Origin of the sequence: Colwellia sp. MB02u-6 (genome assembly GCF_014077095.1) — a bacterium.
Lineage (GTDB): Bacteria > Pseudomonadota > Gammaproteobacteria > Enterobacterales > Alteromonadaceae > Cognaticolwellia.
On record NZ_JACGVG010000028.1, the window covers coordinates 203,301 to 216,939 of the forward strand.

The window sequence follows — 13,639 nt, forward strand, 5'->3', positions numbered from 1 at the left end:
ATCAACTTCATCACTGTCTAGTGCTGGATAAAAAAATCATTACATACCAGGGATTATATCATCTAGTGATATAGCAAGAAAACTCCATATAAATATGGACCTAAATGTCAAACAATCATGTGGCTCGATTTATAATGTTGTGCATCAAAAAGCACGCTCTATGTAAAAAATCTACTTTATTGGCTTACAGGGATGTAAGCCAATAGAACAATGCCAGAGGCCTATTATTGGGCAAGGTCAGGGATTAGACTAACAACTGATTTGAGATCAAAGAAAATAAGTACTCATGCCTTGGGTACTTTATCACTAATAGCAATTTGACTCATTAAGTGTCCTACTTTTTTCATCAAGAAAAATCGCTAAATATAAGGCATAAAGTTTAGTCAGTAGTGATGCTACTTTATAACCCTATAGCTTGTCATTTTAACCATTAAATATAAGCTGGTAGTTAATCAACATCGTACAGATATTCAACGCAATATTCTTGCAATATGAGGATGACTTTAAGTATGGTCGAGCCGCTAAATACTCTTAAAGTTACCCACAATGTTTTGGCAATGGCATTTAGCTTGTTTGGTAGATTAGATCAATAAGGTTTTATTGTGCTCGCCATAAATAAAGCTAGAACCTATTATTCATTACACCCTCAAAATAAAAAGTTGCTCGTTTTAAGTTTAAACAACTCTATTTTTATTTATGCAATAAGTGGCACATTCATACTAAGCTTTCACGCAACAGCTTGGTATTTTTTATTAAACATCCGCTTTAGTTAATTTCTTTAACAATTTTTCTAGCGATGGTTCTAACGGAGCTTCAATTTTTATTCGTTCATTACTTAATGGGTGAATGAATTCGATACTCGCCGCATGGAGAAATAAACGTTTCAAACCTAAGTTTTTCATTTCGTGATCGAAATCTTCATGACCATATTTTGCATCACAGGCAATCGAGTGGCCTTTGGTTTGACAATGCACACGAATTTGATGAGTTCGCCCCGTGACTGGAAAGGCTCTAACAAGCGTGGCATTTTTATAATGTTGAATCACTTTAAAACGAGTTTCTGACTCTTTACCATTAATATTGTCTACCACCACCACACGTTCACCAGATTTTAAGTCATTTTTCTTTAACCCTTCTGCAACACGGGTTAATTTACTCGACCAACGACCTTTAACCAAAGCGTGGTAATACTTTTGTACGGTTTTATTTCTAAGTTGTTCATGCAAGTGCCGTAATGCTGAACGTTTTTTTGCTACAACTAAACAACCGGAAGTATCTCGGTCTAGTCGATGCACTAGTTCTAACATTCGCGCATCTGGTCGCAAAGCTCGCAGTGCTTCAATTAAACCAAAACTTAATCCACTACCACCATGCACCGCCATACCAGAAGGTTTATTGATAACAATTAAACGCTCGTCTTCAAAGAGGATTTGCTTCTCTAAATTAGCAACAACATTTAATTGTGTAGACACTGTATTAGTATTTTCCGACACACGAATAGGTGCAACGCGAATAATGTCTTCATCAACTAACTTGTACTCAGGCTTGGTACGCTTTTTATTGACACGTATTTCGCCTTTTCGTAACAGGCGATAAAACATACTTTTTGGCACACCTTTTAATGTTTTCATTAAAAAATTGTCGATACGCTGACCCGCATCTTCACTGTCTACAGTGAAAAATCTCACTTGAGGTTTTGGGCTATCTGTTATATCTATTTTGCTAAGCGCTTTTGGGCTATCTGTCATATCTGTTTTACTAGGAACCATAATTGTTTGCAGTTTAACATATTTTTTTCTAAGTACAGGCAATTAAAACGAGGATTTAATTGCCTTACCCATAAATAAAGTGTGATAATAAGATGGTTATCGCTACGAATTAGCCGTAACAAGTAAAAAGGATGCTTTAAGCGAGACGTAAGAGGCAAGTATGCGGCCACGTTAGTATGAAACAATTTTATTAAACGTCATTGTTGAGATATTAAAAAGTAAGGCCTATTGCGAATTTGACGCGTGTAACTTGTCAAAAATAACGCATGAACATATTGTCCAGCGCAATTAAAGCAATTATGTAATTAAACAGAAAAAATAAGTCACATTTTCAACCGTTAAATTATTAGAAAACACGATAATAATATCGAACTAAAATTAACGAAGCACTTAATTTTCTGTTGCGCACAGCACACAGGCTGAGCACATAAAGAATCAATTTTACTGCGGTGTCAAACACCTCAGTTATATTAGACAATCAGAATTTTTAACAGCTTGCTACGTAATATGGCGTAGTAAGATTGACACCCGAGAGGCTGACAAGTTGCTGTTACCATAGCGATAGATTACTTTGTGTTCTAAGCAAGGGTGTGTTGTGACTAAAATGAGTCACACAAACTATGAAACGTATGTTAATTAATGCTACACAGTCAGAAGAATTGCGTGTAGCGCTTGTCGATGGTCAACAACTTTATGATTTAGATATCGAAAGTCCTGGTCACGAACAAAAAAAATCAAATATCTATAAAGCCAAAATCACCCGTATTGAACCGTCATTAGAAGCGGCGTTTGTCGACTACGGCGCTGATCGTCACGGTTTCTTACCTATGAAAGAAATCGCGCGTGAATACTTCCCTAAAGGTTACAGCTTTCAAGGCCGTCCTAACATCAAAGAAGTATTGCGTGAAGGCCAAGAAGTTATTGTGCAAATTGATAAAGAAGAACGTGGCCAAAAAGGCGCTGCGTTAACTACTTTTATTAGTCTTGCTGGTAGCTATTTAGTTCTGATGCCAAACAACCCTCGTGCTGGCGGTATTTCACGTCGCATTGAAGGTGATGAGCGCACAGACTTAAAAACCTCATTAAGTAAGCTTACTCTACCTAAAGGCATGGGCTTAATTGTTCGTACTGCAGGTGTTGGTAAAGAATATGAAGAACTTGAATGGGATCTAAACGTTCTATTACACCATTGGAACGCTATTTCAGAAGCCGGCGCAAGCCGCCCTGCACCGTTTTTAATCCATCAAGAAACTAACGTTATCTTACGTGCTATTCGCGATTATTTACGTCGTGATATTGGCGAAGTATTGATTGATCGCCCTAAAACATTTGAAAGTGTTAAAAAACACATTGAAATTGTGCGTCCAGACTTTTTGAGTAAAGTTAAGCTTTACAGCAATGACGTGCCTTTATTTACCCACTATCAAATTGAAACGCAAATAGAAACAGCTTTTCAACGCGAAGTGCGTTTACCCTCTGGTGGTTCAATCGTTATTGACCCAACTGAAGCAATGACCTCAATTGATATTAACTCCGCCCGAGCAACTAAAGGCAGTGATATCGAAGAAACAGCATTCAATACGAACTTAGAAGCCGCTGAAGAAATTGCTCGCCAATTACGCTTACGTGACTTAGGTGGTTTAGTGGTTATTGATTTTATCGATATGACCCCAGTTCGCCATCAACGTGAAGTTGAAAATAGGATGCGTGATGCGGTGAAACAAGATAGAGCTCGCATTCAGTTAGGTCGCATATCACGCTTTGGCTTGCTTGAAATGTCACGTCAGCGTTTACGTCCTTCTATTGGTGAAATTAGCCAAAGTGTATGTCCTCGTTGTAGTGGTACTGGTCATGTTCGTGGCGTTGAGTCATTGGCATTATCAATATTACGTTTAATGGAAGAAGAAGCCATTAAAGACAATACACAACAAGTGCAAGCACAAGTTCCTGTACCTGTTGCAACCTATTTATTAAATGAAAAACGTCGTTCAGTATTTCATATTGAAAAACAACACAGCGTCAATATTCTTATTATCCCTAATCCGAATATGGTTACGCCACAATATGAAGTTATTCGAGTAAGAAATGACGAAGGTATCGAAGAAGCCAGCTACGATGTAGTGATTAGAAAGGCAGCATCTGAAGAAGCTGTAATGCCAAAATTTGATAAAGAAGTCAACAAGCGTGATGAACCGCTACTTCAAGGTATGTCTTCACCTAAACAAGCACCGAAAAAGCAAGAGCCTGCTGAGCCTGTTATAGTAGTGAAAGCTGAAACAAAAAGCTTACTTGCTGGTATTGTCTCTTGGGCTAAGTCTCTTTTTGCGGCAGAGGAAAAAGAAGAAGTTAAACCTGAACCGAAAAAACCTCAAGAGAGCAACACTAAAAGTAGTGAACGTCGCCCTCAAAGAGCTCGTCAAGGTCAACGTCGCAATAATCGTAACGATTCGCGTAACGAAAGTCGTAACGAAAGTCGTAACGAAAGCAATAATGACTCACGTAACGAAAGTCGCAACGATTCTCGCAATGACAAACGTAAATCTCACGATGCTAGTGATAATAATGTAAATAATCAAAGCAATGTGACACCTACATCGCCTGTGGCACCTGCAACAACAGCTAAGCCTCAAAAAGAACGCATACAAAAACCTAAAGAAGACAAGCTAACTGAGCGTCGTCAACGTCGTAATATTCGCAAAAAAGTGCGCATTAATAGTGATGTTAAAAACAATACGCATGTTGAGAATATAGCAGCTGATGTTAGCCTAGTTCAAAAAACAACACCTGAACACAATACTGTTGACACTAATAAAGTTGAGACTATTAAAGTCGATACTAATAAAGTTGATGCTAGTAAAGTCGATACTAATAAAGTTGATGCTAGTAAAGTTGATACTAATAAAGTTGATACTAGTAAAGTTGATAACTCAACAGTAGTAGATGCGATTGATAATGCTGATAACACTACTGTAGAACAAGTAACTAACAATGTAAAAGAAGAGCAACGCCCTAGAAGCCGACGTTCTCCTCGCCATATGCGTGCCCACGGCCAACGTCGTAGACAAAATGCAGAGGTAAGCGATGTTAAGAGTGAAATTACTGAAGATCCAGTCACGACTCGTTATCCAGAACAAAACTCTGTTAATTCTACTAGTAACGTTAATGACGCGAATGCTACGGCTGAAGTATCTGAGACAGTACCGAGTGTTGAGCAAGTTCAAAAGGTACAAGCAGAGGCATTATCACAAGTAATTAATGCTCCAGAAAGTGAAGTTCAACAAAACTTACCTTTTGAAGAACCTGAAACAGTCGTTATTAAAGCTGATGTAACTGTTAAAAAGCAAACAGCAAATATAGTGGACGAAGCAGCGACATCACCCGTTGATGAAGTAACACCAACCGCTGAAGTACAAGTAGAAAATACTGGTACTGCTGAAGAAGTTAACAGCCAAAAAACTGAAGCACCTGTAATAGAGGCTAAGATAGAAGAACAAGTTTCTATCAAACAACCGGCAACAATAGCACCAGAGCCTAAAGTTGCGACAACTGAATTAGAAACGCCAGCAATTGTAAATACTGTTGTAGCAACTGTTGAAGATACTATTACAGCCTCTACTGAAGGTAAGGCAGTAACCCTTGATGAAAAACCTAAGAAAGTACGTGCTAAAGTAAAAAACATTAAACGTAAAGTTAAAGCGGCAGCAAGTAAAACATCAGGTAAAGCATCGGCGCCAATGACTAAGCCAGAAACTGTTGTTAGTGATGGTACTATTCCTAGTGACTTTGTAGCGAATGAACAGAGAACACTGCATATTAAGTCAGGAAAATCTGCACTTTTCTCTAATGTTACTAGCCGGAATTCAGCGGGTCCAACTAAACCAACACTTAGTTAAGTCACCCCCTAATCTTCAGGATAAATATCTGAAGGGCTAAAAAACAAAAGCCAATTGCATTACGCAATTGGCTTTTTAATTTCTGTATTTTTCTTTTTGGTTTTTCTCTATTTATACCAATTCCATTAATTATGGTGGTCTACTTTATACGCATGAAAAATGGCCAAATATAAGACATTTATTTTAATAACTAGTTGTTCTAATTATTAAATAAATAACGCAGTAGAGTGTTATTTTAACCAGTAAAAATGATCAGATAATTAATAAGATTGGTACTAGTTAGCTATCACTAGTTATTTGTCTTCAAATTACTTAATGCCAATATCATTAAATTTGAGATCTTGTTGTACGAAGTGAAAATAAATCAGGGCAAAAGAAATAGCTGGCTATTGTAATTGAGAGCACCGCTGCCGTGGTGTATTTTAACCAGTACAAGTGGGCAATACTTTAATGACATGGACATAACACAGCTATTAATACTTAAACATTATTCAAGTTCAGCTTAAAAGGAGTTTATGCACTTATCAGTCGTTTAATTAGGCCGTCACTGGCATCTTCTACTAAATCTAAAACAAACTGGAAGCCTTTAGCACCACCGTAGTAAGGATCTGGTACCTCTTGATCCTCAAACTTTTCCGCATAATCTAAAAATAACTGTACTTTATACTGTAGACCTTCAGGCGCAACTTTCATTAAATCTTGAACGTTTTTATTATCCATTGCTAATATCAAATCAAAATTGTCAAAGTCTTGTTCAGTAACTTTACGCGCCTTAATTTTATCAAATGAATATCCTCGTGCAATACCCGCTTTTTGTGCTCGGTGATCCGGTTTTTCACGAGTATGAGAACCAACAATCCCAGCTGAATCTATTATTAATGAGAGCGCTTGTGATTTCTGACGAAAAACCGCTTCTGCACTTGGCGAACGACAAATGTTGCCCATGCAGACAAATAAAATACTATTTATTTCTTTATAGTTCATAAGTTTAATTACCAATTTTTATGTATTTAACATATGATTTATAGCGTTTTTAATGGCATTAAAATCAATGGCTTTTGTTTTAGTGGGTTTTATAGAACTATCTTGAGCTATTTTTATATGAAGGTAAAGAACCTATAACAGATTTTGTGTAACTACCTATTTTAACTAATATGCTTTGAGTCGTCTTCAAGTACAGACATAAATCGGTTCAAGGTCATTTTCCAGTTTCTTATCGGCATCATCTAATGATGCTGTCTTATCACTAAAATTAACGAGCCTGATATAAATCATCTGGGCTATAAACAAATGAAACAGCTAAATAATCAATATGAATCTCTGCTGTGAATTTTAATTTTATTACTGACCTTGGCTTGCTGAAACAGCCAAAGTCAGTGGTATCTTTTTAGATAAGAGGTAAAATGGCTATACTTTTTCTAATAGGGAATTTTGCTTTGACGAGGCTTTTAAGCTGTCAGTAGAAGCTACAAGAAAACTTGCTAATGTCTCTTTTTCTACTTGGGTTAAGTGCAGACCTAATTTGCTGCGTCGCCAGATAATATCTTCAAGGTCAACGGCCCACTCTTGTGCTATTAAATACTCTACCTCTCGTTGATAAAGGCCTGCACCAAAGTTTTGGCCCATTTCATCGATTGAGCTAATACCAGCACAAATTTCATGACTCAAGGTGCCATATGAGCGAACATAACGATTAATTATTTTTTGCGGTAGCCAATTATATTGACGTTGTAGGCTAGTTTGTAAGTTGTGTTGAGTGTCAAAATTACCTCCAGGAAGTGCAACATCGGCTGTCCAACTTTTACCCGCTTTAGGAAAATGACTAATAATGCCATCAACTGCCGCTTCAGATAATTTACGATAAGTTGTGATCTTGCCACCGAATACTGATAATAATGGTGCTTTACCGTCAGGGGCATCTACTTCAAAAGTATAGTCACGTGTTACCTCGGCTGCTGAATCTGATTCATCATCAAGTAAAGGCCTTACGCCTGAATAGGTGGCAACGATATCTTCAGTGGTTATTTGATGCTTGAAATGAGCATTAACTATCGACACTAAGTAATCACTCTCTTCTTTCGAGATACAAGCTGTTGCTGGATCGCCAATATGCTCTATATCTGTCGTACCGACTAAAGAAAAGTCATCTTCATAAGGAATAACAAAAACGATGCGCTTATCTTCGTTCTGTAAAATATATGCCTGAGGTTCATTATGAATACGCGGCACAATGATATGGCTACCTTTGATCAAACGAATTTTTTTCGGAGAAGGTGTTTTCAATGCGTCATCAAAAAAGCTAGTCACCCATGGACCTGCCGCATTAACTAAAGCTTTAGCTTTAACCGTTTGTTGTTGTCCCGTTAAATTGTCATGAAGGGTTACTTCCCAAATATTATCTACTCGCTTAGCATTAGAGCAACGAGTACGTGTCATAATATTTGCGCCTTTATCTCTAGCAGCTATCGCGTTAAGCACCACCATACGGGCATCATCAACCCAAGCGTCAGAATATTCAAAACCTTTAGTTATGCTGTCAACAACTGGGCTGTTTTTGCCAAACTTGATACCATGTGAGCCTTTCAGGGTAGTGCGTTTAGCTAAGTTGTCATACATAAACAAACCAATTCTGATCATCCATGAAGGGCGTAGATGACGGCGATGAGGTAAACGAAAACGTAGAGGCCATATAATATGAGGCGCATTTTTTAATAAGGTTTCACGCTCAGCAAGCGCTTCACGAACTAAACGAAACTCGTAATGCTCAAGGTAACGTAACCCTCCATGAATAAGTTTACTACTGTTTGATGAGGTTGATGAGGCAAGATCATTCATTTCACAAAGTAAAACATTTAGACCTCTGCCACTCGCATCAGCAGCAATGCCTGTTCCGTTGATTCCACCACCAATAACGAGTAAGTCATAAATAACACTTTGATCTTTCATATTGTCCTCTTTAATCGCCGCAAGGAAGAATCTGATGTCGATTCTAACTTTCTTATTGCTAAATTCACTGATAATACAATGTTGTTTTGACGACAATACCTTTAAAAAGAAAAAATATCAACAATAAGTGAACATTACCGAACAAATATTATTACTCATATTGATAAGTTGGATAAAAGAAGTGAAACTAATGTCGGTCATCTGTTTTTTCGATATGCTTTATAAAACAAAAGATTAATAATAGAGACAGGCTGTTATCTAGATAGTGGCTTATTTCATGAAGTTTTTCTTGTTGGCCTAATATATTTCACCACTATCTGTCTATAAAATTATACTCATTAAAGACTAATGCTGCGTTGAACTATATAAAAGTGAGGGGTTAAAATACCGGTGAAGTAACGGTTATTGGATTTAAAACTGTTGACTTTTAACTGAATAATACAATTTCTTAAATAATGATATTACTCAAGAAATTGCAGCAAAAATATCCTCAGTAGTTAATCATTAAAATAATTGTTGAATATTTATCAGGTCAACTGACAAAGACCCTTGTTAAAATTCTTCTTACTTTGGCAACACTTAATGGAAAATTTCATACCATAATTAATGATCTCAGATAGCATAAATTAAATGTAAAACTATACTAAGTGCAAAGTCACTTGATGGTCGACAAGAATTTGTTTTATTTCATCCGGTGGTGTCGCATCAGTAAAAAAATGATCTACTTGGCTAATGTTACCTAAACGTACCATAGCGTTGCGACCAAATTTTGATTGATCAGCCGCTAACAGTACTTGACGTGAATTCTCGATAATGGCTTGAGCTACCCTGACTTCTCTATAATCAAAATCTAATAATGAACCATCTAAATCAATACCACTAATACCAATAATACCAAAATCCATACGGAATTTTTTAATGAAGTCTTCTGTGGCCTCCCCCATAACACCACCATCTCTGTGTCTAACTTCGCCACCGGCAATAACTACTGTAAAGTCTTCTTTAGCGCCAAGTATTGAGGCAACATTTAAGTTGTTGGTTACAACCTGCAAACCTTTATGATTTAGTAACGCTCGGGCAATAGTTTCAATTGTGGTACCAATATTAATAAAAAGTGATGCGCCATTAGGAATCATTTGCACCAACTGAGCAGCAATTTTTTCTTTTGAGTGAAGATCGGTAATTTTTCGTGTTTGATAATCAGTATTCACCGTACTCGATTCAGTACCTGCCCCCCCATGATGACGTGAAATTTTTTGTGCTTTAGCAAGTTGATTAAGATCACGACGCACTGTTTGTGGTGTTACTTTAAAATGTTCAACCAGCTCGTCAATGGTTACAAAACCATGTTCTTGAATCTTTTCAATAATTAACGCTTGGCGTTGTTGTTGGTTCATTTAATTTATACTTTTGGATTATTTGATTCGTTTGGATTAAAGCAGCTATATTAATTTCAATCAAAACTTAAGTTAACGTGAGAATTAGCCACTATTCTGACAGGAGAAATGACATTAGCAAATAAATTTAGCTGATAATATTATTCATCCTGTTATAAATAATGGATAAAAGATATGTCGCGAATAATAATGAACATTAATGAACATTAATTAACAGTTTTTAACATCGAATAATAATGTCACTGAATTTTGCATGACTAACTATATTCTATCAATTGATCAAGGCACTAACGGCTCTCGGGCTATATTATTTAACCTTGATGACCGAAATAAACATTCTACTCAAGAGGAGTTTTCACAACATTTTCCAATGATGGCTGAGTTGAAAGTTGAACATGACCCTGATGATATTTGGCGCACAGTAGAGTGTACCGGTAAAAATGTTATTGCTGTCATTGGATAATAGTACTGATACTATTGAAGGGATTGGCATTACCACTGGCGTGGTCAATGGATTCAACTACCTAGTTAAGGGGTAATGCCGTTGCTAGAAACTTAAAACAAGAGCAAGTTCATTAGCGTAATTATGAAACACGTTATGCGGCACATGGTTATGTACTAAACTACATAACCATGTGATGCAACAGCCACCAACTTCATTCGTATCTGAATTATCAAAGTCCTAGCGATTTTGAATCAGTGGATAGAAAATTAGAAATGGTTGCTTAACTAGGTTAACTGAATTTAATTGACCACATCAAGGCTTAACGAAAGATTAGCACTTATGTCGCCAACTTAACGGGCCAAAACTAAACTTACCAGCAGGGGGTGCGAACTGCACCGGCATAATGAAAGGTATAATAACAAACATGGTAACTTTTATTGCCATAGATTTTTATCGTGATGAATTAATAAGAAATACTGTACGCCATCCCCTTACATTTTGTATAAATATGACAGCTAGCAATGTTCCTATTGATTAAGCACGAATCAAACACTAAAGCATTACCACCCAATTTTTGCGTTTTAATCTCTAATGATGAAATTAATGTATTTTGGTCAATCTTGTGATCCCTAAAGTCTAGTTGGCAATAGTCAGACTCAACGTAGCCGACCTGCGGTGCGCCTAATTTCCATACTTGATTGTAGGTATACCTTTTAACCGTATTTTTACCAATATGATTTTCTATTTTATTGACGAGGTAAGTATCAGCATTAGAATTTAGTCGCACTGAAGAGCAACCCGCAATCGCTAAAACAGTAACAATAAAAGTCAGTTTCATGTTATTTCCCTATTACACTTAATAACGTTATTAATGGCGCTATTAATAACTGAAATTAATCACCTAATTGATAAAAAAAACCTAAATTCCATCAAAATAAAAGCGGCAGAAACACAATATAACGTGCGTTGAACTTACCCATTAAAGAACTAAAAAGTTAACTGGCTGTTATTAGTAGCCTGCTCTAAAATTTTGACATTATGTACTATTCTTAAGATTTATATTGACGACTATGTCGTTTTTTAGCATTAAAACAATTAAGTACACTAAGTTCAGGGGCGGGGTAATACACAAAGCTACACCTATGAATGTCGCTATCTTAGGATTCGAGGTTTTACGTTTACCTAAGTAATAACTTAAACCACCTACGATAAGCATTGAGTAAAATATTAATTCACCCACAAATGTTATATTGATATTCAAGACAATTCTCCTTTTACTAAGACCTATTCAAGAGGCTTTATAACTGAGTAAAATATAGATGAGTAAAAATAACTCACCGCATGTTGTCAAAGTAGACCATATTTTTAACTAGTTCGCTTTAAAAAATGTAAATCTGAGCTTATTATAAAAGCATAATAATTCAAAATATTAGCTAAAGTAAAGGTAAGGGAAATCGATAAGGTCCTAGTTTTAAAAGCTGGTTTTTTATTTTAATAGGTTAACTATAAAGCTAAATGACTTATTGATTTTTATCACAGCGTTGATCAAGCAACAATCAGCATTTTCAAAGCCATCATATGTTAAACACGTGCATCAAAAACACAATAATGCCCTCTTTTAAGGGCAAGTAAGATTTTTTATGCCTTTTCTAACGCTTGACTAACATCAGCAATAATATCGTCGATATGTTCAATACCAACAGAAATTCGGATCAAATCAGCACTAACACCGGCTGAGGCTAATTCTTGCTCATTCAACTGTCGGTGCGTGGTTGACGCTGGATGACAAGCCAATGATTTTGCATCACCAATATTGACTAGTCGTAAAATCATTTCAAGTGCGTCAATAAAACGTGCGCAGGCTTCAATCCCCCCTTCAACCCCAAAACTCAAAATACCTGAGGCTTTACCATTGGTAATTTTTTTACAGCTATTAAAGTAAGGACTATCAGACAATGCCGCATAGTTGACCCATTTAACTTTTTTATGTTGTTGCAGGTAGGTGGCAAGTTTTTCAGCATTTTTGCAATGACGGTCCATACGCAAACCAAGAGTTTCAAGTCCTTGTAAAATTTGAAAAGCATTCATTGGTGATAACGCCGCGCCAGTATTTCTTAATGGCACGACGCGACAACGGCCAATATACGCAGCAACACCCATAGCTTCGGTGTAAACAACGTTATGATACGAAGGATCAGGTTCATTCATGACCAGGAAACGCGCTTTGTTTGCCACCCAATCAAATTTTCCTGAATCGACAATCACACCACCAATCGAAGTACCATGACCAGCAATATATTTAGTCAGTGAATGTACAACAATATCAGCACCTAACTCAAAAGGTCTACATAAATAGGGCGTAGCAACGGTGTTATCAACAATCAATGGCACACCGTGTTTGTGTGCTATTTCTGCCAAACGAATAATATCAACTATATTGCCTGCCGGATTACCGATAGATTCACAAAATACAGCTTTAGTTTTTTCGTCGATGGCTTTGTCAAAGGCTGCAAAATCGTCATGTGAAATCATCCTAGCCTCAACACCTTGTCTGGGCAACGAATGAGCAAAAAAGTTGTATGTACCGCCATACAACTCACTTGTGCTAACGATATTATCGCCCACTTCACAAAGGCATTGAATCGCGTAAGTAATAGCCGCCATGCCAGAAGCAACACATAAAGCGCCAATCCCTCCTTCCATTGCAGCAATACGTTTTTCCAGCACATCGGTGGTTGGATTCATAATGCGGGTATAAATATTGCCAGGCACTTTTAAGTCAAATAGATCGGCTCCATGCTGAGTATTATCAAAAGTATAAGAAGTTGTTTGATAAATAGGCACCGCGGCAGACTTAGTTGTTGCTTCTGATTTATAGCCTTCATGTAAGGCAATAGATTCTAGTTTCATGCTAATTATTTCCTACGAAGTAATATTTTATACTAATTAAATTAATAACTTAGTATGGCCTGAATCAACTTAGATAATAACTATTTAAATAGTATATTTTATTGATTACCTTAAATAATTTAAAGTAATCGTTGCTGTATAGCTACAAAATAAGTTAGCAACATTGTAGTTTTTTATCTTATAAAGTTATCTACTAACGCAGACTAGCAGGAGTAACACATTAAGGATTCTTCTTACTGTGTTACTTAAAAGCAGTAAAGTTATAAGCCAGTTATAAAT

8 protein-coding genes and 1 pseudogene are annotated in these 13,639 nt (G+C 36.6%); 3 read left to right on the forward strand and 6 right to left on the reverse strand.

Annotation, left to right across the window (positions count from 1 at the left end; all coding sequences use genetic code 11):
* Positions 1-752: 752 nt before the first annotated feature.
* Complete coding sequence (rluC, locus tag H4J46_RS06270; RefSeq protein WP_404851708.1) at positions 753-1,712, reverse strand: 23S rRNA pseudouridine(955/2504/2580) synthase RluC; 960 nt, start codon at positions 1,710-1,712, stop codon at positions 753-755.
* A 677-nt stretch (positions 1,713-2,389) separates the two neighbouring features.
* On the opposite strand from rluC, the gene rne reads away from it, so the two are divergent.
* Positions 2,390-5,662 (forward strand): ribonuclease E, encoded by a 3,273-nt coding sequence (gene rne / locus H4J46_RS06275; protein ID WP_182232677.1) that lies wholly within the window; start codon positions 2,390-2,392, stop codon positions 5,660-5,662.
* 513 nt (positions 5,663-6,175) lie between these two features.
* Here the strand turns inward: rne and H4J46_RS06280 are convergent.
* The 3 genes from H4J46_RS06280 to H4J46_RS06290 all read right to left on the reverse strand — a co-directional run bounded on the left by H4J46_RS06280 (position 6,176) and on the right by H4J46_RS06290 (position 10,005).
* On the reverse strand, positions 6,176-6,646 hold the full coding sequence (locus H4J46_RS06280) for a low molecular weight protein-tyrosine-phosphatase (protein ID WP_182232678.1): 471 nt from the start codon (positions 6,644-6,646) through the stop codon (positions 6,176-6,178).
* Positions 6,647-7,069: 423 nt separating this feature from the next.
* Positions 7,070-8,608 (reverse strand): glycerol-3-phosphate dehydrogenase, encoded by a 1,539-nt coding sequence (gene glpD / locus H4J46_RS06285; protein WP_182232679.1) that lies wholly within the window; start codon positions 8,606-8,608, stop codon positions 7,070-7,072.
* Between the two features lie 638 nt (positions 8,609-9,246).
* Entirely contained in the window at positions 9,247-10,005 is a 759-nt protein-coding gene (locus H4J46_RS06290; RefSeq protein WP_182232680.1) for a DeoR/GlpR family transcriptional regulator, read from the reverse strand.
* 253 nt (positions 10,006-10,258) lie between these two features.
* On the opposite strand from H4J46_RS06290, the gene H4J46_RS06295 reads away from it, so the two are divergent.
* Both H4J46_RS06295 and H4J46_RS17660 read left to right on the forward strand, forming a co-directional pair.
* Positions 10,259-10,468, forward strand: coding sequence for an FGGY family carbohydrate kinase (locus H4J46_RS06295; RefSeq protein ID WP_182232681.1), 210 nt, complete (start codon positions 10,259-10,261; stop codon positions 10,466-10,468).
* Between the two features lie 74 nt (positions 10,469-10,542).
* Positions 10,543-10,734, forward strand: a pseudogene (locus tag H4J46_RS17660) (IS3 family transposase); the annotation flags it as partial.
* A 179-nt stretch (positions 10,735-10,913) separates the two neighbouring features.
* Here the strand turns inward: H4J46_RS17660 and H4J46_RS06300 are convergent.
* Both H4J46_RS06300 and H4J46_RS06305 read right to left on the reverse strand, forming a co-directional pair.
* Positions 10,914-11,288 (reverse strand): hypothetical protein, encoded by a 375-nt coding sequence (locus tag H4J46_RS06300; RefSeq protein ID WP_182232682.1) that lies wholly within the window; start codon positions 11,286-11,288, stop codon positions 10,914-10,916.
* An 800-nt stretch (positions 11,289-12,088) separates the two neighbouring features.
* Positions 12,089-13,360 (reverse strand): O-acetylhomoserine aminocarboxypropyltransferase/cysteine synthase family protein, encoded by a 1,272-nt coding sequence (locus tag H4J46_RS06305; protein ID WP_182232683.1) that lies wholly within the window; start codon positions 13,358-13,360, stop codon positions 12,089-12,091.
* Positions 13,361-13,639 lie beyond the last annotated feature (279 nt).